This is a genomic window from Virgibacillus senegalensis (assembly GCF_000821245.2).
Taxonomy (GTDB): Bacteria; Bacillota; Bacilli; order Bacillales; family Amphibacillaceae; genus Sediminibacillus; species Sediminibacillus senegalensis.
Genome location: NZ_LN611425.1, coordinates 840,413 through 864,624 on the forward strand (window position 1 = coordinate 840,413; position 24,212 = coordinate 864,624).

The following is a 24,212-nucleotide window of genomic DNA, read 5'->3' on the forward strand; positions in this document are numbered from 1 at the left end:
CCCCGCCATTCTTTGTGAAGGGTCATAGATGACTACCCCTACACAAGACCCTAGTCCGGTAGTCCGAAGGGAATCTGGCGCACTGGCAATTTTCAAATCCGCAATGCCTACTTTTACAATTTGATTGGTCGCATTCATTGATCATTTACTCCCAAAACCGTAAAAATTTTTTCAAATGATTCCGGATCAGGAAGCAAAAAGAAATGCCCTTCTATTTCCTCTGTTTCACTTTCTGGTACCTGTATCATCGTATCGATTATGATGGCATAATCACTTTCCCGCGATAGTTCTATCAGCCCTTCCGAAATAATCGCCCCGGCCATATCCATCGACAAGGACGGAACCGATGGCTGCATGTTCAGCTGCGTGAAATCAGACAAGGCGGTCAAATAGGAACCGGAAAGTATGTTGCCAATTTCATGCAATATCGATAACCCCATTTCTGGATAAGGAGGATTTGCAAAAGAGAAATCATCACTACCGGTAATATGATGGACAAATCGCTCTGCTTGCTCAGGAGACAACAAGTAAAACATACTGCCAGGGGCTTCTCCTTCAATGCGCAGGAAAACAGAAACAATAACTTTTTCTGCCCCTCCTACTATTTCCATCGTTTCATCAAAACTGGCGATCCTAACGGATGGCGTCTGCATCTCAATTTTCCGGTTAAGCAGCTTTGACAAAGCTGTTGCTGCATTCCCTGCCCCGATATTGCCGATTTCTTTTAACGTATCAAGTTGATAAGTTGATAGCTTTTCGATAAAAGACATCGGAAATTATCCTTCTACAGTCTTCAAAGTCTGAACTTCTTCATCGGTTAATACATTATTCAAGTTCAATAATATGAGCAATCGATCTTCCAGTTTAGCAACCCCTTCTATATAATCCACGTCAACAGCGCCTACTACTTCCGGGGCAGGCTCGACCGCTTCCTTAGGTATATCGATTACATCATAAGCTGCATCCACGATCAATCCTACTTCCATTTCATCCATATAGACAATGATCATCCGGGTGCTATCTGTAAATTCGGCTTCGTCTAATCCAAACCGTCTGCGTAAATCGATGATAGGTGTCACCACGCCTCGCAAGTTGATTACACCTTTCACAAAAGATTCTGTCTGAGGTACTCTGGTAATATGCTGCATCCGTTCGATGGAGCTTACTTGATTCACAGGTATGGCAAATTCCTCTTCATTCAATTGAAATATAATGGCCTTAATATCCTGATTGTTTTCTTGTGGCATGCTATGCCCTCCTTGATTTTGGTTTTATTCTCGAAATGTTCTACTTGTCTACATAATTAGTGAGTTACTATCGATTATCAGTGCTACTTGGCCGTCTCCTAAGATGGTAGCCCCGGAAATGGCAAATACATCCGTCAAGTAATTGCCAAGCGATTTCAACACTACCTCCTGCTGCCCGATGAATGTGTCAACAATAAGTCCGGCCATTTTTTCGCCTTTTCGGATGATGACAACGGAGCAGTACTCTTCATCAAGTTTTTCACCCGGCACTTCAAAAACGTCTTGTAGATCGATTAACGGGACAACCTTCCCACGGAAGTCAATCACTTTTTTATTATGGGCAGACATGATATTCGATTTCTTAATGACAGCTGTCTCGATAATCGAGGACAAAGGCACGGCATACTTTTCTTCTTTTATTTCTACCAGCATCACAGAAATAATCGATAGTGTCAGCGGCAGTTGGATGGAAAATACCGAGCCCTTGTCAAGCTCTGAATCGATGGTAATGTTTCCGCCTAAAGATTCAATCGTATTCTTGACGACATCCAGTCCTACTCCTCGTCCTGAGACGTCGGAAATTTTATCAGCAGTTGAAAAACCGCTTTCCATGATTAATTGATACACTTGTCTTTCCGTTAAGGCATCTGCCTGCTCACTTGAAACCACACCATTGGAAATCGCTTTGTTTATGACTTTCTCGCGGTTGATCCCAGCTCCGTCATCGCTAATTTCGATAAAGACATGATTGCCGCTGTGATAGGCATTGAGCTTTAATGAACCTTCCCTCGGCTTTCCTTTTTGCTCCCTTACTTCCGGCAGCTCGACCCCGTGGTCGAGAGCATTTCGAATCAAGTGAACAAGCGGATCGCCAATTTCGTCGATTACCGTACGATCCAGTTCTGTTTCTGCCCCTTCAATTTCCAGGTGGATTTGTTTTCCTAAATCCTTCGCCAGCTGTCGAACCATTCTAGGGAACCTGTTGAATACTTGGTCGATCGGCACCATACGCATGTTTAGAATGATGTTTTGCAAGTCACCCGATATTCTGGTCATCCGCTCGACGGTTTCTTGTAATTCTGCATGCTTTAAACTGTCTGCAATTTGCTCCAGACGACCGCGGTCAATAACCAGCTCTTCGAATAAATTCATCAACGCATCCAGTCGGTCGATATTCACTCTGATGGTCTTAGTGCTGACTGGGGCCTTTTTCGCTGTTTCCATTTCTGACTTTGCGGGGGCTTCTGCTACTGCTGTATTCCCCTGTTCAGAAGAAGACGCTTGATTGTTTACAGAAGATCCCGCACGATTTGTTTGTTCTTCGGCAGTAAAAGTATGCACCGTAACTGTCTCAATCTCTGAAACTTTCATGACTTTCTTCTCTAATTCATCAGGGCTTTCTTTGGTCACTAGCAGAACGGAGAAAAATTGTTCAAATTTTTCATCCTCCAGATCTTGTACGGTCGGTAGTGATTTGATTACCTCCCCTGATTGTTCGAGGATTTCAAACACCATGAATACTCTTGCTGCCTTAAGCAGACAATCTTCTCGTAACGTGATATGTAATTCCAAATTTTGATATCCCTGATCGGCTGATTCCCGCAGTACCGTTCTTTCAAATTCATCGATAGTCGAAGCCAAATTTGATTGGATAGGGCTGTCAGGTTCTGAAGAAGATGAAGAAGTGCTTCCTGTGTTTTCCTGAAATGTCTCTCCTCGTTCGATGGCATTCAACTGTTCAACCAAAGATGCGACGTCTTTACTACCTTGACCTCCAGAAGCGATGTCCATTACCATTTCCTCCAGTGAATCGACAGCTTCGAAAACCACATCTAAAATTTCTGTCGTCACATTTAACTGATGATTTCGCACAGCGTCAAGGACATTTTCCATCTTATGCGTTAAATCAGCCAAATCCTGATAACCCATTGTCGCAGACATCCCCTTCAACGTATGGGCAGACCGAAAGATTTCGCTTACCATCGTCAAATCGGTCGGGTTTTTTTCAAGTTCAAGCAAATGATCATTCAAGGATTGGATATGTTCTTTGCTTTCGTCTATAAATACCTCTAGATATTCATTCGTTTCCATAATTGATTCCCCCATTAGCCAAAAATTGGTCTATCAAAACGTTGCTGATGTCCCCAAGATCTTTTACCAAATCTACGTAACCGGTTTTCACTGCCGCTTGGGGCATTCCATAAACCACTGAACTGTTTTGTGATTCAGCGATTACAACCGCATTCGAATCCGCTTTTTTCATCTGAATTACACCTGCTGCCCCATCTGCTCCCATGCCTGTCATCACGACCGAGACTGTTTGGCATAGCGTTTGGTTTGCCAAAGATTCGAACAAAATATCGACAGAGGGACGATGTCCTTTTATCGGGGCTTCTTCGGTTACATGAGCTGCTAGCGCCCTGCCGATTTGTCTCACCCGCAAATGAAAACCGCCAGGAGCTATATAAGCAGTACCATTTTGCAACACTTCCCCGTTTTCCGCTTCCTTTATATGCAGTTCAGATAAGGAGTCCAATCTGTTAGCAAGCGACCTTGTAAAGTTAGGCGGCATATGCTGAACGATTACAATCGGTGCAGGAAAATTGCCCGGAAGACGTGTCAGTACCTCATGCAATGCTTTGGGTCCTCCAGTCGATGTTCCAATCGCCACTATTTTTTTCAGCGATTGCTTCTTCGGAAGCTCTATGGGTCGTGGAGGCAATGCCCGAGTCGCAAGTTGTCTGGTTGTTGTATCGTTTACTTTTACCCCTGCAGCATGGATTACTTTATCGATGATTTCGTCTTTGACATTATTTATATCCAAAGAGATGGAACCAGAAGGTTTAGCGATAAAGTCTACCGCTCCGATATCCATGGCTTCCATCGTACTGTCGGCCCCTCGTGTGGTAAGACTGGAAAGCATCACCACTGGTACCGCCTGCTTTTCCATGATGCGCTTTAACGTGCTGATCCCATCCAAAACCGGCATCTCTATATCCATGGTTATGACATCAATGTCCAACTTAGGTAGTTTGTCCAATGCATCCTGCCCGTTACGGGCCGTTCCCGCTACTTGGAGCCGGGAATCGGAATGCAATATATCTCCTATCATTTTTCTCATGAATGCTGAGTCGTCTACCACCATTACCCGTATCGGTTTCATGTTAACTACCTCTCTTTGATGAAATGTGAAAGCTTTTTAATAAAGGAAGAAGTTTTCCAGACCTCAGGTATACCACAACCAAGAAACACATCGGCCGTCTCCATGACAGCCTTGGCGGCAGGCGTTCTCGGTTGTTTCTCAACAAAAGGAGTTTGATTAATCACAGCCTTTACTACCGCTTTATCATCCGGCAACATCCCTAGGAGGATCAATTCTTTTCCCAAAAATTGACCGGCCACGCGTTGAAGACGGGCTGCTGTTTGTTTGCCGATACGTTCATTTGGAATCCGGTTTATCAGTAAATACAACGGTAACTCTTGATCTTTCCTGGTAATATGCTTAATCATGGCATAAGCATCTGTCAGAGAAGTTGGCTCTGGTGTGGTGACAACGATTGCTTCATCTGCTGCAAGCAAAAAATTGGCGCTTCCCTCTGTAATTCCTGCCCCCATATCGAAAATGATAAAATCGAATAAATCAGTAAGCTTTTCATATTGATGAACAAAATAATGAAATTGTCCATCATTCCAGGAAAAAATATCAGTCAGACCTGATCCAGCGGAAATGTAAGCGAACGAATCCGACACTGTTTCCATCACATCCTGGATCGGCAATTGCTTTTCAAACATATCAACAATGGAATACTTGCTGCTTCTGCCTAAAAGCACATCGATATTTCCCATGCCGATGTCGAGATCAAATAGCAATACTTTCTTTTGCCGCTTTGCCAGAGAAAGACAGAAATTTAAAGCGAAATTGGATTTTCCGACTCCTCCTTTTCCACTTACAACCGCTATGGTTTTTGCCTGTATCGGGTTCAGCTTTGCTTCGACTTTGCGACGTAAATTTGCAGCCTGATCATTCATCGGCAAATCCACCAGCTATCCATCCAGCAAGTTTTTTGACGTCGACGGACTCGATATCGTCCGGCACATCCTGACCTGTAGTTAAATAGGCAATCCCTTTCCCGGAGGCCATCGTCAGGTCGGCCATCGCTCCATAACTCGCTGTTTCGTCTTTCTTTGTAAAAACCAACTGCTTGATGGGTACCGATTCAAACTGCCGGTAAATTTCCAATAAGTCAGCACTTTTCGCAGCTAATGACAAAACAAGGTACGTATCGATATCCTGATTTAAATCAATGATCTCAGCTAATTCTTTTACATATCGCTTATCTCTGAAATTCCTCCCGGCTGTATCTACCAGGACAAGGTCAAATTCTTTGAATTTTTCCCGTGCCGAACGGTAGTCATCCAAGGTGTAAGCAATTTCCATTGGTATATCCAGTATTTTGGAATAGGTTTTCAACTGGTCAATCGCTGCTATTCGATAAGTATCGGTCGTGATAAATGCAACTCTCTTGTTATCTTTTAACACACTGCTAGCCGCTATCTTGGCGATGGTTGTTGTTTTACCAACACCAGTCGGTCCTACAAAGTGCACGAATTTTTTATCATAGTTAATTCCTTCAAAAGCATCAGGGGGGAACATTCGATCCAATTCCTCTGCCAAAACATCCACGAATGAGTTCCTCGCAGCATCGGGACGGTGTTCATGCATACCGGAAACCAATTTTTCTGCCGTTTCTTGTGCCATTCCTTGAGAAAGCAAATGCTGGTAAAACAATTGGTAGGCCGCTGGATATACAGGCTGATTCCCTGTATTGCTATTTAATTCGATAAGACTTTTCAAATCTCTCAGTTCCTGCACCAGGCTCTGGTCTATTTTTGGCTGTTCGGCTTCCATCTCTTTTGTTTTTATGCTATCACGAGACGGTTTAACCTCCAGCTTGCTGTCCTTTTTCTGTTTTTCTTGTTGTTTATCCAAAGCAGCAACCACTTCTATGTTCCTTTTTTTAAACAACCCCAACAACCCGCCCGTATGGATTACCTTTGAATGGAGAATGACTGCATCGGCTCCAAGCTCTTTGCGGACTTTCTGCATGACTTCCGGCATAGTAGGCGCTGTAAATTTTTTCACCTTCATGCTACGTTCACCACCCCAATACTTTGAATCTCAAGGTTTGGTTCCAATTCATTGTAAGATAGAACAATAACTTGCGGAAAATAACGGTCCAGCAATTGTTTCAAATACATTCTGATAGATGGTGCACAAAGAATGATCGGTGTTTCTTCCCGAAGTGAAGCTTGTTCTACCTGTTCGGTTACAGACCGAATCATGATCTGCTGTGTTTCCGGGTCTAACGATAAATAACTGCCATGTTCTGTTTGCTGAACATTTTCAGCCAGTACCTGTTCCACTTCATTGGATACAGTTATCACGCGCAGTTTCCCTTCCTCACCCACATATTGCCTGGTAATTTGCGAGGCAAGCGACTGTCTCGCATACTCAGCCAACAATTCTGTATCACTGGTCATCTTCCCGAAATCAGCAAGTGTTTCAAAAATGATTGGCAGATTTCTGATGGAAACATTTTCTCGTAACAGCTTTGCCAAAACTTTTTGGATATCTCCTGTTGACAATGGTTCCGGGGTGACCTCTTCGACCAAAATCGGATAGCTTTCCTTCAAATGGTCGATAAGCTGTTTCGTTTCTTGTCTTCCAAGCAGCAAGTGGGCATGTTGTTTGATAACCTCTGTGATGTGCGTAGAAACGACAGACGGCGGATCTACTACCGTATACCCCGATAATTCTGCCTCATCTTTCAGTTCTTCACTTATCCACTTTGCCGGTAATCCGAATGCAGGCTCCTGTGTATCGATTCCTTCGATAGAATCGTCATCGATTCCTGGACTCATTGCCAGATAGTGATCAAGCAGCAGCTCTCCTCTGGCAACTTCATTACCTTTTACCTTTAAACGATATTCATTTGGATTCAACTGGATATTATCTCTTATCCTGACTACAGGGATAACCACTCCCAACTCTATAGCCAGCTGTCTTCGAATCATGACAACCCTGTCAAGCAAATCTCCACCTTGGCTCGTATCAGCCAGCGGAATCAGTGCATAGCCAAATTCAAATTCAATTGGATCCATGCTCAACAGCTGAACGACATTTTCCGGAGATTTCATGTGATCAGTCTCTGCTTCTTCTTCCTCTTCGACAGTAGGCAAATCCGGCTGTTCCAATTCCTTGCCCAGCCAATAAGCTCCAAACAAAAGAACCCCCGCTATCATGGTTGTCAGTAAGAAATTGATCGGTGTCAAACCAAGAAAGAAAATCGTACCTGCTGCGATATACAACAATTTAGGATAACGGAATAGTTGAGTGGTTACATCCGTCCCCAAATTCCCTTCAGAAGCCACACGGGTAACGACAATTCCAGTAGCAGTAGCAATCAAGAGTGCCGGAATTTGACTTACCAATCCATCCCCTACTGTCAACTGCATATATGTGGTGATGGCTTCCTGGAAGCTCATATCCATCTGTACCATACCGATAATCAAACCGAATATGATATTAATCAGGACGATGATGATTCCTGCAATCGCGTCTCCTTTAACGAATTTGCTGGCACCATCCATTGCCCCATAAAAATCTGCTTCGTTCTCAATTTTTTCCCGGCGCTCCTTGGCTTGCTGCTCGGAGATCATCCCGGCATTCAAGTCGGCATCAATGCTCATCTGTTTACCAGGCATGGCATCGAGAGTAAATCTGGCTGCTACTTCGGAGACCCGTTCTGCTCCTTTTGTGATGACAAGAAACTGGATAATCACCAAAATAGCAAAGACGACAAAACCTACTAAAGGGTTATCCCCGATTACAAAAGTACCAAACGTTTCTACTACCCCTCCTGCTTCTGCCTTTGAAAGGATCGATCTTGTTGTCGAAACGTTCAATCCCAGACGGAAAAGCGTCATCAACAGCAATAGAGAAGGAAAAATCGAGAACTGCAATGCCTCTGTTGTATTCATGGACACCAATATGACAATAAGCGCTAAGGATATATTGCATAGAATGAAAACACTTAACAGCCATCCTGGCAAAGGGATGACCAACATAATAATGATTAAAATAACGCCTAATAAAACCGATAAATCTCTGATTGCCATGTAACTCTCTCCTTAAATCACTTACTTGAGGCATTGTGTCCAATTTTATATACATAAGCCAGCACTTCAGCTACCGCTTGGAAAAAATCTTCACTGATGATGTCGCCGATTTCGATTTCATTATATAATCCGCGCGCCAAAGGCCGGTTTTCTACCATCATTACTTCATTTGCCTTCGCGATTTCCCTGATCCGGAAGGCTACATAATCTACTCCTTTTGCTACCACATAAGGAGCATCTGCTTTTGTTTCATCATATTTTATCGCGACAGCATAGTGGGTAGGATTCGTGATGACTACATCAGCCTGAGGTATTTCACTCATCATTCTCCTCATCGCCATCTGCCGCTGTTTTTCTTTTATTTTTGATTTAATCAAAGGATTACCTTCAATATTTTTATGTTCATCCTTGATATCATTTTTCGACATCCGGATACTTTTTTCAAAATCGTATTTTTGATAAGCGTAATCAATCACGGCAATAATTAGCAGTGCAATGGAAGCCGCTATCCCCATCGTGATGGTTGTATTGCCGAAAAATGCGAGCGAACTGTCCACATCTTTGGCGGCGAGCTGCATCATTTCATCTTTGTTCATCCATAAAATAGAAAAAGTGATCATCCCGATAAAGAAAATCTTCAATAATGACTTTACCAGTTCCACCAATGCCCGGGCCGAAAAAATCTTTTTGGCCCCTTGAAGAGGATTGATTTTATTCAGTTTGGGTTTTAATGGTTCTCCCGTGAACAAAAAACCGATTTGCATAAAATTCGATGCAAGGCCTGCTACGATTGCGATTCCCATGATAGGAGCAACAGCTTTACTCATCTCTATGGTCGATTCCAGGAATACCTGATGGACAGAGGTTTCAGTAACCTCCCAATTAATATACTCTGTAAACGAATGCTGGTACATTTCCAACATAATGTCTTTCAAATAACCGCCAAGTACAATAAAAAGTAGAAAGACGAAAAACAACAAAATTGCTGTATTTACATCCTGACTCTTGGCAACTTGCCCTTTTTTTCTAGAGTCCTGCCGCTTTTTCGGGGTTGCTTTTTCTGTTTTTTCGCCAGCGAAAAATTGCAAATCGAGAGATAATTCCAGTTTAAGCACCTCCGAATATTTCCAAAAGACTGCGCATGGTTTGAAGTGTTATTCCAAATAAATTTTTCACCAATCCCGCATACAATCCGAGAAAAGGTAAAAGAACGATAAAACTGACGAGAATTTTCAATGGAAGTCCAACGACAAATACATTCAACTGTGGCACGGTACGGGCGATGATACCCAATGCAACGTCCACTAAGAATAAACAGCCGACCACCGGAATCGCCATTTGAAAAGCGATCAAGAACATTCTGCTCATTGTCTGCGTAATCAGTTCGCTAAATGCCTCGTTTCCAAAAGGGATAAAAGCATCGAGCGGAACTGTTTGATAACTGTAAAAGATGCCATCTATCAATAAATGGTGACCATTCACCACTAGAAGAAATAAAAGAGCAATCGTATAAAAATACTGTCCAGTCAACGGACTCTGTGCACCTGTCTGCGGATCAATAACATTGGCGATGGCAAATCCCATTTGAAAATCGATAAATCCGCCTGCTACTTGCAAAGCGGCCAGAATCATGTAGGCAATCAGTCCAAGGAAAAGTCCTACAATGGCTTCTTTAAAAACCAATAAAATGAAGGTTTCGTCTAATACAATTTCAGGTATCGAAATCGTATAATACATAATCCAAGCCAGGAAAAAACTGCAACCGATTTTGAAATGATTCGGAATGTTTTTATAGGAAAAAATCGGCACAGTGACAAAAAAAGAAGTCACCCTGACAAGAATCAGCAAAAAGGCAGGTAAACTGGATAAATTGATTGATTCAAGCATCTGGTCAACCTACAAACTGGTTTAAATTCTGAAAGATATTTGCTGCAAATTCTACCATTCTTGTCAGCATCCAGGGTCCGAAAAATACAAGCCCTACAAGGACAGCGACAATCTTCGGAATAAAAGCAAGTGTTTGCTCTTGAATTTGGGTCGTTGCCTGAAAAATACTGACTAAAAGCCCGACAACAAGCGCTAAAATCAGTAATGGACCTGTTACCATTAAAATTGTGTAAATCCCTTGCTGAGCCAGGGAGATGACAAAATCACCGCTCATAAGATCTTTCTCCTTTCATCATTAAAATCCGCTTAACAAGGAATGGGTGATCAAGTACCAGCCATCCACCAGGACAAACAGCAGAATTTTAAATGGCAAAGAGATCATAACCGGAGGAAGCATCATCATTCCCATGGACATAAGAACACTTGCTACTGCCATATCGATCACAAGAAATGGCACGAAAATCATGAATCCCATTTGGAAAGCTGTTTTCAATTCGCTTATCGCGAAAGCAGGAACAATCGTTGTAAGTGGAATGTCCTGAATGGTTTCCGGCTGCTCCATTTGTGAGTAATTCATAAACAATGCCAAATCTTTCTGTCGTGTATGGCCTGCCATAAAATCTTTGATTGGTAGACTGGCATTTTCATAGGCTTCATCCAATGATATCTCTTCATTCATCAAAGGAGAGAGGGCTTCTTCGTTAATCTCCTGGAATGTCGGTGCCATAATGAAAAATGTCAAAAACAGCGCCAGCCCAATAAGTACTTGATTGGGCGGCATTTGCTGAGTAGCTAATGACGTTCTGACAAACGACAGAACAATAATAATCCTGGTGAAACAAGTCATCAAAATTAATATACTTGGCGCCAGCGAAAAGACTGTCAATAGTAAAATCAGTCGAACGGAAGTCGAAATACTTCCTGGATCTGAACCGGAAAACACCTCTATAAATTCATTCATTGCTATCTTCATCCTTGTTCTGTCGGCTTTCAATCAATCGTTTTCTTCCTTTTTTCAGCTTGTTCAGCTCTTGCTGGAACATTGTTGAAAAATGCTGCTGCTTTTCCCCATCGGTTTTAGAAGCGGCATTTTTGCCAGTTGTGATAACCGAAGTCAGGAAATTGACTGGATTGAAATCAGTTGCTTCTCCTTCAGCATGAAGCAATTCTTCCCTGGTTGCTTCATCGGTTATTTCCGATAATAATTCAACATTGTCGCCGACCCCTACCACATATAGTCTGTCTCCTATGCGGACGATTTGCAGCGATTTTTGCTGTCCCAGCGAGATTCCGCCAATGTTTTCCATCGCCCTCACTTTTTGGAACATTTTATTTTTTCGATTTAAAAACTTCAGCAAGAAGTATATCAATGCTAATACCAATCCAAGAGCTAGGATTAACCGGACAAAGTAAAAGAACAATCCTGAAGAAGATTCATCCGCCGGTTCTAATTGATTTTCCTGACTGCCTTCGCTTTCACTGTCATTGTCGGTCGTTGAGCCAGAATCTGGCGTACATTCCTCACTCTGCTTTCCTATGCAGTCATTCACACTTGGAGCTGCCGCTACCGTGAGCGGAAACCAAAGTGCAAGGAAGACAAATGCCAGCATACTAAGTTTTTTCAACATTTTTCACCACTTATTATCAGTCTAATACTTTTTGAATTGCTTCAATTACCCTGTCTGCCTGAAACGGTTTGACGATAAAATCTTTCGCGCCCGCCTGTATAGCATCGATAACCATCGCTTGCTGACCCATTGCCGAGCACATAATTACTTTTGCATCGTTATTGATTTGCTTGATTTCCTTCAAGGCAGCAATGCCATCCATCTCAGGCATCGTAATATCCATCGTTACTAGGTCAGGAGTAAGTTCCTTATATTTTTCGACAGCCTGAGCCCCGTCTGGTGCTTCCCCTACTACTTCAAATCCGTTTTTGCTTAGAATGTCCTTGATCATCATTCGCATGAAAGCTGCATCATCTACAATCAATACTGTCTGTCCCATTTATATTACCCCTCTCAAAATCTAGTTCAATTTTTTTATACGGTCTCTCGGGCTTACAATATCCGTCACCCGAACGCCGAAATTTTCATCAATGACCACGACTTCGCCTTTTGCAATCAATTTATCATTGACATTGATGTCTACTGGTTCCCCGGCAAGTTTATCCAGCTCAATAATCGAACCTGATGACAGCTCGAGGATTTCCTGTACGGATCGTTTTGTACGACCTAATTCTACTGTCACTTTCAGCGGGATGTCCATCAGAATATCGAGGTTACGCTGTTCTTTGGCTGGTAATTCCGTTTGTTCAAAACTGGAAAATTCCGCTTGCTGGACATCAGATGCTTTGCCGGCCGCGTTTCCTATATAACTAGGCTCCTGATTATTGCTGGCAGAATTCCCTGCATGTGCCTGCAAATTATGATTCGCTTCTGAACGAGATGGTTGATTTGTCTCAACTGCCTTCGCAGCTGGCTGTTCCTGCTGTATCGGCTCCTCTGCCTGATTGTTTTCCGATGGAGGATTCAACAACTGATCAACTAGTTCTTTGGCAAAATGGATCGGCAAGAGCTGCATAATGTTTGAATCTATTAAGTTACCGATCTGCAATTGGAAAGAAACCTTAACAAGAATATCGGAATCTATCGGTTTTGTTCCTCGATCGGCCTCTATGTCAAGCATGCTTATAGCAGGTGGTGAGATATCTACACGTTTGGTAAAGACCGTAGACATACTGGTTGCAGCGGTACCCATCATTTGATTCATTGCTTCTTGTACCGCGCTTAGGTGGATATCGTTTAATTCCTCAGAAGGGGCTTGTCCGTCTCCGCCTAGCATAAGATCAGCGATGATAGCTGCATCTCTGGATTGGATGACAAACAAATTAACCCCTGAAAATCCTTCTGTATATTCTACTTCCACGCCAACATAAGGCTGGGGAAACTCATCGCGTAAGTTCTCCCTGTGAATGACAGAAATGGTGGGGGTTGTAATCTCCACCTTCTGATTCAACAACGTGGAAAGAGTTGTTGCCGAGCTGCCAAAAGATATATTACCGATTTCTCCCAAAGCATCTTTTTCGACTGAATTTAAATAGTCGTCCACCGGGGGATTTTGAACCGTATTCTCCTGTGTATCTTCGGCTGGTTCGTTATCATCTGTACTCTTTAAGAGAGCATCTATTTCCTCTTGGGACAGCATGTCGTCATTCATCATTGTCGTTCCCCCCTTGTATTTCCTTTAAGACTTGAACAGCCATTTTATTTTTCTGTTTACCAGGCTGCACATAGAACTTGGGCTGTTCATCTACATTCAATGTCATTGGCTGATCGATCGCCTGATTTAAGTGAATAAGATCACCATTTTTCAAGTTCAGCAATTCATTAACATTTATAGTCGATTCTCCCAATATCGCTTTGACATCCACCTCAGCACGACTGATTGTATGTGCCAAATCCTCGTATTCCTTTGGGTTGCTTTCCTTTGTATTCGTCTGCATCCAATAATGGACCGATAGCTTGGAAATAATCGGTTCCAAAACGACATGTGGGATACAGATATTGATCATGCCGCTACTCTCCCCAATGGTGGTATTCAGTGAAACGACCACCACCGTTTCATTCGGGGACACAAGCTGAAGAAATTGAGGGTTGACTTCAAATTCTTCCAGCATGGGATCGATATCAATGACAGAACTCCACGCTTCTTGTAAGTTTTCCAGCGCATTCTCAAACAACTGCGACATGAGCGTCGTTTCGATTTCAGTTAAATTTTCCACTTTATTTAAGCTGCTGCCTTTTCCGCCCAAAAGTCGATCAAGCATGGCATAAGCAATATTCGGGTTGTATTCAAAAATAAGCCTTCCTTCTAAAGGTGCCATACTATAAATATTTAAAATAGTCATTTTCGGTATCGATCGGATAAATTCTTCGTAGGGAATTTGGTCGACAGAGGCAACCGAAATCTGCACGTACGTACGCAGTTGAGCAGAAAAATAGGTAGTTAACAATCTGGCAAAGTTTTCATGTATTCTTGAAAGACTTCGTATTTGGTCCTTCGAGAAACGCAATGCTCTTTTAAAATCATATACTCTTACTTTTTTTTCTTGTTGTTCCTGTTGTAATGTTCTTGCATCCATCTCTCCTGAAGACAGAGCAGATAGAAGGTCATCTATTTCATTTTGGGAAAGTACTTCCTGCGCCATATCCGTCACCTCCTATCTGGAGACTTTCTAACTGCTTATTGTAATACTTTTTGGATGGTATAAACATCGACGATTTTTCCCTCATGCATTACTTCGTTTAATTTATCCTTCATAATCGATTCCAAATTAGATAAGCCTTCTTTAAATGCATCCCGATCCATTTTTGCCAGCTCTTTAATCAATATGTTTTGTGTCTGGAACTCCCGTTTTTCCACTTCTTCCTTTGCCTTTTCACTATCTGCGACAATTTGAAATTGAATCCGGACAAAGCTCCCATCTTCTAAATCGGTGCTCATCTCTTCAGTTTGAAAGGAATACTCAACCATTTCATCCAAAGATTGCTCGTCCGATTGATTTTCTTCTCCATCCGCGGTCAACACGAATACCATACCTGCCGCACCACCAATGACAAGCACCAGCAGAATGACAACCAAGGATTTAATCATATTACTACTCATGCAAATCACCGGCTTCTATTACGCAGCCTTGCAAACCAATGGTTTGATAATACTTTTGAATCAACATGTTTACTTCATTCTCCGTTTCTCTTACAACTAATTTTTTTCCCGTGATTAGGGAAATGGTCGTATCAGGAAATGATTGAATCTGTTCAATATAAACAGCGTTTAAACTGAATGTATCTCCATTTAATCTAGTGAGCTTTATCATTTTATTGAAGGGGGCGGTTTACTGCCCCCATTCCCCCTTTTGGTTAACGTTTCAGGTTGACCAGTTCTTGAAGGATTTCATCTGATGTGGTGATGATTCTCGTGTTGGCCTGGAAGCCTCTTTGCGCTGTAATCATCTCCGTAAATTCTTCTGCGAGGTCAACATTGGACATTTCCAAAGCGCCGGATACGACCGAAGCTCCTCCATCTTGTCCAGGAATGACTAAATCATCAATGCTATTAAAAGCGTTATCGCCATCTGTGTAAACCCCTGCGTTAGCAGTCATCTGATAAGTGTTTGAACCCAGTTTTTCCAGACCACCCGGGTTTGAAAATTTAGCAAGTCTGATGGTACCGGCAGTTGTGGCACCATCTTGCGGGTCTACATACGTAACTTCCCCAGTACTTTGAATACTGAAGCTTTCCGCATCTTCTGGAATTTGGATTCTGCCTAATCCGCCATCATCCTCTGGTGCTCCAGTTTGGCCAAGCAAATATTTACCATCCGAATTGACAATGTAACCATCGTCATCCAAGTAGAAGTTACCGGCTCTGGTGAACGTCATTTCATTGCCGCCAAATGTAAAGTTCTCATCACCATTGGCATCTTCACCTAACACGAACATTCCGTCCCCTTCCAAAGCTAAGTCAAGACTTCGGTTGGTTGTCTGAAGGTTCCCAACAGTATGTAGGTTATCGATGGAACCTACTTGTGAGCCCAACCCAACTTGAGAAGGATTCACACCACCTCGAATGGCGGCCCCTCCCTGTACAACCGGGCCTTCTGCCGCGGACATCGATTGACTCATCATATCCTGGAAAGTTACTCGTCCTTTTTTAAAACCGGAGGTATTCACATTCGCTATATTATTACCAATGACGTCTAATTTTGTTTGAAACCCCTTCATACCTGATATTCCTGCATACATAGAACGTAACATTTGATCAACATCCTTTTCAGAAATTTTTTCTTTCACTAGAATTTGCCTCTATCATTCAGCAAATTGCGGCCTCCCTTTCGGGTCCAGCCCAAAGCTTAACTATCCATCACGATGGTTCCGTTTATATTGGTAAATATTCTGCTGCCGGCCTCGGAACGCTCCATGGCAGTAACCACGGTATTGTTTTTCGTGCTTATCAACAAAGCAGCATCATTTGTTAACACCAATGAATCTGTTATTCCTTTTTGTTTGGCTTCTCCTACTTTTGTCGATATCTTCCGCCATTGCTCCCGGCCGATGGTAATATTTCGTTCATTCATGCGCTGTTCTGCATGTTTGCTAACTTTCAACCCTTGTACGCCCGACAATGTTTCTTTAAAACTTTTTTGCTGTTTGGATGTTTCAATTTTTGTCGGTTGGGGTACTAAAGATATTGGATGTTGTAAAGGTTGTATCCGGTGATTCATATTAACCACCCTTCTTAGTCAGTTGATGGGCCGCTTACCTTTAAAACTTCATCCGCAAAAATCTTCTCTCCATTGCTTAATTCCAATACAGCCTTTCCACTCTCTTGGCTGACTGAAGTTACATCGCTTGTCAGTGTTTCGGCTACTTTGCCAGTTTCTTCGTCATATTTATTATAAGAAACCTCTTTGCCGATTAAATGACTGTATTGAAGCACAGGAGATATAGATTGGGAATCAACTAAACGATCCATGGAACTTGCCATATTGGTCATTTGTTCCAAAGAGGAGAAGCTGGCCATTTGAGAAACGAATTCCTTATCTTCCATCGGATTCAGCGGATCCTGGTTCTGCAGCTGGGCCATCAAAATTTTCAAAAACTCATCCTTCCCTAGATTTGGGTTAGTGGTGCCACGCGGCTGCTGACTTAAATAATAGGAATTGTCTATTTTTGTCATTTTTATCACCTACACTTTCTCATACATGAGCAGTTCAGCAAAACTCTTTCCATCTGTCTCCTCCTCTGAGGATTCTCTGGATTCATCTTGGAAGCCGCTTTCCTGATCAGACTGATCCGTACTGCTGCTGTTCTGTTGTCCTGCATGACGATTGTTATCCTGTTGCAGGAATTGTGCGTCCTGTTTTTCGACTACGACTTGCTGCGGGGAAAACATGTGTTTAAGCTGATGCACGTTCCCTTCGAGTAAGTCCTTGGCTGCTTGGCTTGTAACAGTTATTTTGACCGTCATTTCCCCATTGAGCTGGGTCATTTTTATCATTACTTCTCCCATTTGGGCTGGACGCAATTTTAGGGAAAGCTCTTTCGCTCCATTGCTTTTTAAAAAATTGCTTTCCAGAATTGCTTTTTGCAAGGTTTCTGTCAGTTGTTTTTGATTTGCTTCCTGACTACCTGTTTGGTTTAAATGGACGACATATTGCTCAATTTTCGAAACCGGCATGCTAGAGGCAGTCTGCTGCATCGTTATTGGCTGTTTCTGTGAACCTTCTTCCGCCTGCTTTGCCAAAGCTTGTCTTACCCACTTACCGATATCTGCCGTCGTCACAGTGGAATTACCTGAATAGCGCTTTTGAGAAGAGAGGTTTTCTCGACTGCGAAACGCGGATACAAGTTGTTGCCAAACGTTTTGCAGCTTTGTTTCCCCTTTAGAACCAGGTTCACTTGTAACAGCAAGCGAGTTATTCGTTGTTCCAGCTGACTTTTCTTGATGAATCCACTGTTGAAGTAATTTTTTTAGAGTTGCTTCCTGCTCTGTAGTAGGAATGTTTCCTTCAATTCCAGCGAGAACCTTTTGCGCCTGTTCCCAAATCACCTGGAAAGCCTTATTCCCTGCGTGACCAGGAAGAAGATCCCCCTCGACCTGTTGCATCAAGACAGCCTGTTGATTTCGGAAGTAGCCTGTCATTTTTTCCGAGGAATTTGCCATCACTGCGTTAGCTGGCAACCCTTCTCCACCTGCTTCTTCCCCCATGCCACCACTGTTCTTCATGCTTTGCAGCAATACGGTGATCAATTCTGTTGGATTTCCTTCAACAGAATCTTCCATCGCTTTTCCATTTTGGAGCATATCAGCAAACAAAGCTTGCAACTCTGGCGTTAATGCTTCTAGTTCTTTCAAATTTTCATCTGTTAAATCAATGTTCAAATCTTTCAACGTCGAAAGAAGTTCGGTAGTTTTATCCTGTACACCTGATTCATCCTGTTGCTTTTCCAAGTTTTCCTGCTTCATCAAGTCCTTAAAAACACTTCTTAATCCATCCCCAACCGTTGCTTCTCCTGATGGAGCTTGTTGAATGGAGGATTTGTTTGGCCGTACGGTAAGTAACCCGATACTATTCACGATTTCACCTCCTTTCAAGGTTACTGAGTTTCCTCGGATGCATAGGCATTAGTCAGCCTGGCAGCTTCTTCCGCATCCATTTCTCCTAAGATCTCGCCTAACGTCTTTTTGGACATGATCCCCATCACGGCTAACGCAGTATCATCCTCAAGATTGGCCAGTATCTCAGCTGCCCTGTCTGTCTCCATATTTTGAAAAGAAGTCGATATGTCTTTTATTACATTCGAAGCCGGCTCTTCTTCAGCAGCCTCTTGTTGCGTTTCCAGTTGTTGATGGAGCGTATTAATTTGCTCATTTAAATCTTCTATATCTGCCTCTCTGGCTTCCAGCTCCGATTCCAATTGGTCAATTTGTTCATCTCTGCTATCTATTGCCGCAGTTAAACGCTGTTGCTCGGCTTCTCCGTATTCTGTTTCCTCTGATACGAGTGAGGAGACCCCCGGTATCTGACTTCCATACTTTTTGGCGAACCCTGAAACATCGATTCCAGCGGCAATCATGATGATGATTGCGATGGTCCCAGCCAAAATCAAAGGAATTAAAATAAACAGTAACCATTGAAGAATGCCTGGTTTCTTTTTTTCATGCTCGGATTTGCTTGCCATAACTCACCAATCCCTGCTCTTGTTAAACTGGACAGTGGATATCTCATCCATCTGCTTCGATTCTTCAGCTTTTAAAACTGCGTGTTGTTTTTCTTTGTTTCGTTCTATCATCCGCTCAAATTTTTTTGTTTCAATGTAAGCAGCAGAAAGCGTATCCTGTTTAGCTTCCATTTCCTTTCGAGCGTTACCGACAGCTGTTTGAAGGCTTTCTATTTTTGCCTTCAATTTTGCGATATAGTCGGAATGCGACGATAAAACACTTATCGATACAGATGCGCTCACTTCCTGCCGATAAGCCGCTTCGGCATCTTCTTTTTTTTTCAGTAGAAAATACATTTGCGAAGCAACATCTTCAAATCGTTCTACTGACAATTGGTAGTCTTTTTGCGCTGTTTGCTTCTCTCGATCTCTTAAATCCAATAATTTTTCCAATGTTTTTGCATTTGCCATTATCATTTACCACCCGATATTAAATTAACGGCTTGAAGCAAGCCTTCATCACTGGAAAACTTCTCGTCTGTCCCCTGCTTCAAGAAGTCGATCAGCTTTGGTTGAAACTGAATCGCTTCATCAATATCCCTGTTCGTTCCACGTTTATATGCACCTATCTGTATTAGTTCGTGGTTTTCCTCATAGGTTGCAAGCAATGACCTTATTTTTCCAGCCACTTGCTGGTGTTCAGGGGAAATGATTTGCGGCATGACCCTGCTCACTGATTTAAGAACATTCACCGCCGGGAATCTTCCTTGTTCGGCAAGTTTGCGATCAAGGATAAAGTGCCCATCCAATATACCTCTTACCGTATCCGCTATCGGCTCATTCATGTCATCTCCATCTACCAGTACGGTATAGAAAGCGGTAATAGAACCTGATTCACTTGTTCCCGCTCTTTCCAGCAATTTAGGCAATATTGCGAATACAGATGGTGTATACCCCTTTGTTGTTGGCGGTTCTCCTGTTGCAAGTCCGACCTCACGCTGCGCCATGGCGACCCTTGTTACCGAGTCCATCATCAAGTTGACGTTATAGCCTAAGTCACGAAAGTATTCACTGATGGCAGTTGCTGTATAAGCTCCCTTGATCCGCATCAAAGCAGGCTGATCAGAAGTAGCAACGACGACTACAGACTTCCGCAAACCTTCCTCTCCTAGATCTTTCTCGATAAATTCCCGGACTTCTCTGCCACGCTCTCCAATCAATGCAATCACATTGATATCTGCCTCGCTGTTTCTCGCAATCATCCCAAGGAGCGTACTTTTCCCAACACCGCTTCCTGCAAAAATCCCTACTCGTTGACCTTTTCCTACAGAGAGCATCGTGTCAATCGCCTTCACTCCTACCTGGATGGGTTCATCGATTGGCGGACGCAGCATAGGATTCGGCGGCGGCTGTTCTGAAGGATAGGATTTCAGCCCCTTTGGTAATTGCGAATTATCCAGGGGGTTACCCAACGAATCAACAACTTTGCCGATCAAACCTCTGCCGACTTTTATTGATAACGGCTGTCCTGTCGCTTCCACCAAACAACCAGGGCCGACATGTTTCAGTTGAGAGTAAGGCATAAGTAAAACTTTCTCATTATGGAAACCTACCACTTCTGCCGGAATGGTATCATTTTGCTGTGAACTAGCATGGATAAGGCAGACATCGCCTATACTCGCTTCAGGTCCCTGCGATTCAATCATCAACCCAATGACGCGATGGATTTTCCCAAAACGCTTATAACTATCAAACCGTTCGATCACATCGAGGTATTTCTCAATCTTCATCTGGGGTCTCCCTTAACGCTTCAAATAATTTCTGCCTCAGTTCAAGCAGCCGGGTATCGACACTCGCGTCAATCCTGCCGTAAGTGGACTCGACAATACAACTTCCCCTGGATAACTCTGCATCCGGGTAAAAATGGAGCTGCACTTCACCGACAACGATATTGCGTAGTTCATCTTGCTGGCTGATCATCAGTTCATAATCTTCCGGATGAGCATATACAGCTATTTTTTCCTGTTGTTTAGCTTCTTTTAGTACCTGTTTAACAATGTCAAGGAAAACATCTTCCGTTTCCAGTTCTCGGTGAACTATTTTAGAAGCAGCTTTCATGCTCAACTCCAACAAGGCGACTTCACTTTGGTCAAGGATAGTCTGGTAATCCTGCTGCGCAAGGTCTACCATTTGACGAGCCTTATTCACATGCTCCTCATATTCCTTTTTGGCCTCGGATCGACCAGCATTGTAACCAGCCTGATAAGCCTCTTGTTTCACTTCTTCATATAAAAGCTTCTTCTGAGCTTCCCAGTCGCTTTGCTTCTTTGCAACCTGGCGCTCTGCCGAACTGATCAGTTGCTCTGCCTCCATTTTCGCTTTTTCCAGGGCCGATCGTGCCTGTTCTAACTTTAATTCCGTTTGCTCAAGTTCTCCTCCAGCTTCTTGGAGATCAGGTTTCTCCCGCATCGTCACCGGCTTTATTCCGATTACTTTCCGGCCACCGGAAGAATGAATAGAATAGTTATCAGACAATCACATCATCTCCTCCGCCACGGGCAATGACGATCTCACCAAGCTCTTCCAGCCGGCGAATAACGGAAACAATCCGGGATTGAGATTCTTCGACATCCCGCAGTCTTACCGGTCCCATGAACTCCATTTCTTCTCTGAAGGTATCGGCCATCCGCGTGGACATATTGTTGAATACGATGTTTTTCACTTCTTCGCTTGCCACTTTCAACGCCAAGCGTAAATCATCGTTTTCAACTTCTCTGATGACCCGCTGAATAGCACGGTTATCAAGCGTTACAATATCTTCGAATACGAACATCCGCTTCTTGATTTCCTCTGCAAGTTCTGGATCTTGTATTTCCAGAGCATCTAGAATGGTGCGCTCTGTACTTCTGTCAACACCGTTTAACACTTCGACCACTGCCTGAATTCCGCCTGTTTGTGTGTAATCCTGCGTAACGGTTGCAGACAATTTCCGCTCCAAAATTTGTTCTACTTCCGTTATAATTTCAGGAGAGGTAGAATCCATCAACGCAATCCTTTTAGCGATATCGGCTTGCATCTCCTGAGGCAGCTCGGATAGTATTTGGCTTGCTTGTTCCGGATCTAGATAGGAAAGAACAAGTGCTATGGTCTGTGGATGCTCATTCTGAATAAAATTCAACACCTGGGAAGGTTCAGCTTTCCGAGCAAAATCAAACGGTTTGACCTGCAGGGAAGAAGTAAGCCGGCTGATGATATTATCTGCTTCCGATTGGCCAAGCGCCTTTTCCAAGACCGTTTTTGCATAACTTATTCCCCCTTGGGAAATGTAGTCCTGAGCTAATGCAATTTGATGAAATTGGTCGAGAATTTGCTCTTTCTGTTCAGCTTCAACCTTTTTTACAGAGGAGATCTCCAAAGTTAATTTTTCGATCTCTTCCTCTGTAAGGTGCTTATATACTTGAGCGGAGACATCTGGACCAAGAGAAATCAGCAATATTGCGGCCTTTTGTTTTCCGGTTAATTCTTTATATCTTGCCATAAAGGTTGCCCCCTAATCTTCTGCAATCCAGCTGCGAAGTAGTTTCGCAAATTCTTCCGGTTTATCTTTAGCAAGTTTCTCCAATTGTTTTGTTCGTGCCCCTGCTTCTGTCTCCGGACTTTCCTCAATATCCGGAATGGAAACCTGTTGAGGTGTATAGGTTTCTTCGGTATATTCGTACTCTTCCTCTTCGTCCGCATTTTTGCTTCTCCAAAGCATCCAAATCAAGGCTATAATGATAACAATCAATGCTCCGCCAAGTATATACATCCAGACAGGTATGGCGGATTGCGGCTGAGCGGAAGAACTTTGACTGCCATTAAACTCCTGAAGGACAATGGATACTTTTTCTTCCGGATTCACCTCACCATACTCTTTGTCAATAGAAGTGGTAATGATGGAATCAAGGATCGAGGAAATTCCGTCTTCAACTGTTGCTTCTTCAGCAGCTGATAAATATTCAACCTCACCCGTTTCGTTATCGACTGATTTAGTGTTATCAACAGCTACCTGGATTCCGATGTCTCTTATTTTATAAGGACTTTCGACGATATCTTTCCTGATTCGGTTAAACTCATTGTTAACCGATTCCTTTACCATTTCGTAATCACCATCCTGGCCTTCCTCACCAGCTGGATAGTTGACCACTTCCTCTTCTCCGGTCCCGGCTACTCCGCCTTCCGGAGCACCGCCCGTATAAGATTCTTTGATGCTTTCAACGCTTACAGGCAAACCTTCCATATTTTCTTCATCTACCGGTGTCACCAATTCCTCGACCCGGTTTTCTTGGGTGAAATCAACATCCGCAGTAACCGAAGCGATTACCTTGTTGTTTCCGACCATCATGCCAATCATTTGCTGGACCCTGCGCTGAATATCGCGTTCAATGTCCTGTTTGATGTTTTGCTGATATGTGTACGTATCTCCGTTACCAGCCGTAGCTGTATCGTTGAAGTCAAAATACTCAAAATTTTGATTCATGATGACGATATTATCAGTAGGAAGATTCGGCACTGTTTTGGAAACCAAGTGGTATAAAGATTTTATTTGACCTGGTTCTAGTTGATAGCCCGGCTGTGTATTTAACACGATTGAAGCGGAAGCCTCCATTGGCTGTTCACTGACGAATACCGGCTCTTCCGGTTTATTGATCATGACATTGGCATCTTGAATACCATCAATGCTTTTTATTAGATTAGCAATTTCTGACTGCATCGCATCAAGCTGGATGACGTCAAACTCATTATCTGTCATTCCCCATGATGTGTTGTTGCTGAAAAACGAATAATCTACATTCCCGCTGTTTGGTAATCCTTGCGCTGCAAGGTCCACCAGCAGGGTGTCTGCATCCTTTTCCGGAACCAAAATCGTTTTTCCTGCGTCCTGAAGCTCATACTGTATTCCTTTGGCTTCCAGTTCTGTTTTAATTTGTCCCACTTCCTGTAAAGACAAATTATTATAGAGGGGAACCATCGTGCTTTTATTTGCAAGCAGTGATCCACCGATGATTAAAAAAAGAACCAATAGGATAGAACCAATCATGACTCCTTTTTGCCTGGAAGATTTGGAACTCCAGAATTTCGTCCATTTTTCTTTATACATGTCCATTTTCTGTTTCATTCTCTTCCCCCAAAA

27 protein-coding genes are annotated in these 24,212 nt (G+C 42.9%); all 27 read right to left on the reverse strand.

Annotation, left to right across the window (positions count from 1 at the left end; genetic code table 11):
- Nucleotides 1-134: 134 nt before the first annotated feature.
- The gene (locus BN1067_RS15010; RefSeq protein ID WP_053219638.1) at nt 135-770 is read right to left on the reverse strand and encodes a chemotaxis protein CheC; all 636 of its coding nucleotides are present in this window, start codon (nt 768-770) and stop codon (nt 135-137) included.
- A 6-nt stretch (nt 771-776) separates the two neighbouring features.
- A complete protein-coding gene (locus tag BN1067_RS15015) occupies nt 777-1,247 on the reverse strand; it encodes a chemotaxis protein CheW (protein ID WP_053219648.1) in 471 nt (156 codons plus the stop codon).
- A gap of 48 nt (nt 1,248-1,295) precedes the next feature.
- Nucleotides 1,296-3,338, reverse strand: coding sequence for a chemotaxis protein CheA (locus tag BN1067_RS15020; protein WP_053219649.1), 2,043 nt, complete (start codon nt 3,336-3,338; stop codon nt 1,296-1,298).
- Complete coding sequence (locus BN1067_RS15025) at nt 3,325-4,410, reverse strand: protein-glutamate methylesterase/protein-glutamine glutaminase (RefSeq protein ID WP_053219650.1); 1,086 nt, start codon at nt 4,408-4,410, stop codon at nt 3,325-3,327. Before BN1067_RS15025 ends, BN1067_RS15020 begins: the two co-directional genes overlap by 14 nt.
- Nucleotides 4,411-4,415: 5 nt before the next feature.
- Nucleotides 4,416-5,276, reverse strand: a complete 861-nt coding sequence (locus BN1067_RS15030; RefSeq protein WP_053219651.1) for a MinD/ParA family protein — start codon at nt 5,274-5,276, stop codon at nt 4,416-4,418.
- Nucleotides 5,269-6,396 carry a flagellar biosynthesis protein FlhF gene (gene flhF, locus BN1067_RS15035; protein ID WP_053219652.1) on the reverse strand — a complete coding sequence of 376 codons (1,128 nt, stop codon included), beginning with the start codon at nt 6,394-6,396 and terminating at the stop codon, nt 5,269-5,271. The genes BN1067_RS15030 and flhF overlap by 8 nt, the downstream gene beginning before the upstream one ends.
- Nucleotides 6,393-8,426: a flagellar biosynthesis protein FlhA gene (gene flhA / locus BN1067_RS15040; RefSeq protein WP_053219653.1), complete on the reverse strand. Its 2,034-nt coding sequence runs from the start codon at nt 8,424-8,426 to the stop codon at nt 6,393-6,395. Before flhA ends, flhF begins: the two co-directional genes overlap by 4 nt.
- A gap of 17 nt (nt 8,427-8,443) precedes the next feature.
- Nucleotides 8,444-9,532 carry a flagellar biosynthesis protein FlhB gene (flhB, locus tag BN1067_RS15045; RefSeq protein WP_053219749.1) on the reverse strand — a complete coding sequence of 363 codons (1,089 nt, stop codon included), beginning with the start codon at nt 9,530-9,532 and terminating at the stop codon, nt 8,444-8,446.
- A gap of 1 nt (nt 9,533) precedes the next feature.
- The gene (fliR, locus tag BN1067_RS15050; RefSeq protein ID WP_053219654.1) at nt 9,534-10,313 is read right to left on the reverse strand and encodes a flagellar biosynthetic protein FliR; all 780 of its coding nucleotides are present in this window, start codon (nt 10,311-10,313) and stop codon (nt 9,534-9,536) included.
- Between the two features lie 4 nt (nt 10,314-10,317).
- Nucleotides 10,318-10,587, reverse strand: a complete 270-nt coding sequence (gene fliQ / locus BN1067_RS15055; protein WP_053219655.1) for a flagellar biosynthesis protein FliQ — start codon at nt 10,585-10,587, stop codon at nt 10,318-10,320.
- 21 nt (nt 10,588-10,608) lie between these two features.
- A complete protein-coding gene (gene fliP / locus BN1067_RS15060) occupies nt 10,609-11,274 on the reverse strand; it encodes a flagellar type III secretion system pore protein FliP (RefSeq protein ID WP_053219656.1) in 666 nt (221 codons plus the stop codon).
- The gene (gene fliO, locus BN1067_RS15065) at nt 11,267-11,941 is read right to left on the reverse strand and encodes a flagellar biosynthetic protein FliO (RefSeq protein ID WP_053219657.1); all 675 of its coding nucleotides are present in this window, start codon (nt 11,939-11,941) and stop codon (nt 11,267-11,269) included. The genes fliP and fliO overlap by 8 nt, the downstream gene beginning before the upstream one ends.
- Nucleotides 11,942-11,957: 16 nt before the next feature.
- Nucleotides 11,958-12,320, reverse strand: a complete 363-nt coding sequence (locus BN1067_RS15070; RefSeq protein WP_053219658.1) for a response regulator — start codon at nt 12,318-12,320, stop codon at nt 11,958-11,960.
- Between the two features lie 21 nt (nt 12,321-12,341).
- Nucleotides 12,342-13,535 (reverse strand): flagellar motor switch phosphatase FliY, encoded by a 1,194-nt coding sequence (fliY, locus tag BN1067_RS15075; protein WP_053219659.1) that lies wholly within the window; start codon nt 13,533-13,535, stop codon nt 12,342-12,344.
- A complete protein-coding gene (gene fliM / locus BN1067_RS15080) occupies nt 13,525-14,523 on the reverse strand; it encodes a flagellar motor switch protein FliM (RefSeq protein ID WP_053219660.1) in 999 nt (332 codons plus the stop codon). The genes fliY and fliM overlap by 11 nt, the downstream gene beginning before the upstream one ends.
- 35 nt (nt 14,524-14,558) lie before the next feature.
- Nucleotides 14,559-14,969 (reverse strand): flagellar basal body-associated FliL family protein, encoded by a 411-nt coding sequence (locus BN1067_RS15085; protein ID WP_234400712.1) that lies wholly within the window; start codon nt 14,967-14,969, stop codon nt 14,559-14,561.
- A 4-nt stretch (nt 14,970-14,973) separates the two neighbouring features.
- Nucleotides 14,974-15,192, reverse strand: coding sequence for a flagellar FlbD family protein (locus BN1067_RS15090; RefSeq protein ID WP_053219662.1), 219 nt, complete (start codon nt 15,190-15,192; stop codon nt 14,974-14,976).
- 43 nt (nt 15,193-15,235) lie between these two features.
- Nucleotides 15,236-16,132: a flagellar basal body rod protein FlgG gene (gene flgG, locus BN1067_RS15095; RefSeq protein ID WP_053219750.1), complete on the reverse strand. Its 897-nt coding sequence runs from the start codon at nt 16,130-16,132 to the stop codon at nt 15,236-15,238.
- 95 nt (nt 16,133-16,227) lie between these two features.
- Nucleotides 16,228-16,599, reverse strand: a complete 372-nt coding sequence (locus tag BN1067_RS15100) for a TIGR02530 family flagellar biosynthesis protein (protein WP_053219663.1) — start codon at nt 16,597-16,599, stop codon at nt 16,228-16,230.
- A gap of 14 nt (nt 16,600-16,613) precedes the next feature.
- Nucleotides 16,614-17,054, reverse strand: a complete 441-nt coding sequence (gene flgD / locus BN1067_RS15105) for a flagellar hook assembly protein FlgD (RefSeq protein ID WP_053219664.1) — start codon at nt 17,052-17,054, stop codon at nt 16,614-16,616.
- Nucleotides 17,055-17,063: 9 nt separating this feature from the next.
- Nucleotides 17,064-18,455, reverse strand: a complete 1,392-nt coding sequence (locus BN1067_RS15110; RefSeq protein ID WP_053219665.1) for a flagellar hook-length control protein FliK — start codon at nt 18,453-18,455, stop codon at nt 17,064-17,066.
- Nucleotides 18,456-18,475: 20 nt separating this feature from the next.
- Nucleotides 18,476-19,060 carry a MotE family protein gene (locus tag BN1067_RS15115; RefSeq protein WP_053219666.1) on the reverse strand — a complete coding sequence of 195 codons (585 nt, stop codon included), beginning with the start codon at nt 19,058-19,060 and terminating at the stop codon, nt 18,476-18,478.
- 3 nt (nt 19,061-19,063) lie between these two features.
- Nucleotides 19,064-19,510, reverse strand: coding sequence for a flagellar export protein FliJ (gene fliJ, locus BN1067_RS15120; RefSeq protein WP_053219667.1), 447 nt, complete (start codon nt 19,508-19,510; stop codon nt 19,064-19,066).
- 2 nt (nt 19,511-19,512) lie between these two features.
- Nucleotides 19,513-20,829, reverse strand: coding sequence for a flagellar protein export ATPase FliI (fliI, locus tag BN1067_RS15125; RefSeq protein ID WP_053219668.1), 1,317 nt, complete (start codon nt 20,827-20,829; stop codon nt 19,513-19,515).
- A complete protein-coding gene (gene fliH, locus BN1067_RS15130; RefSeq protein ID WP_053219669.1) occupies nt 20,819-21,574 on the reverse strand; it encodes a flagellar assembly protein FliH in 756 nt (251 codons plus the stop codon). The genes fliI and fliH overlap by 11 nt, the downstream gene beginning before the upstream one ends.
- Nucleotides 21,567-22,577, reverse strand: coding sequence for a flagellar motor switch protein FliG (gene fliG / locus BN1067_RS15135; RefSeq protein ID WP_053219670.1), 1,011 nt, complete (start codon nt 22,575-22,577; stop codon nt 21,567-21,569). The genes fliH and fliG overlap by 8 nt, the downstream gene beginning before the upstream one ends.
- A 12-nt stretch (nt 22,578-22,589) precedes the next feature.
- On the reverse strand, nt 22,590-24,197 hold the full coding sequence (gene fliF, locus BN1067_RS15140) for a flagellar basal-body MS-ring/collar protein FliF (RefSeq protein WP_053219671.1): 1,608 nt from the start codon (nt 24,195-24,197) through the stop codon (nt 22,590-22,592).
- Nucleotides 24,198-24,212: the final 15 nt, after the last annotated feature.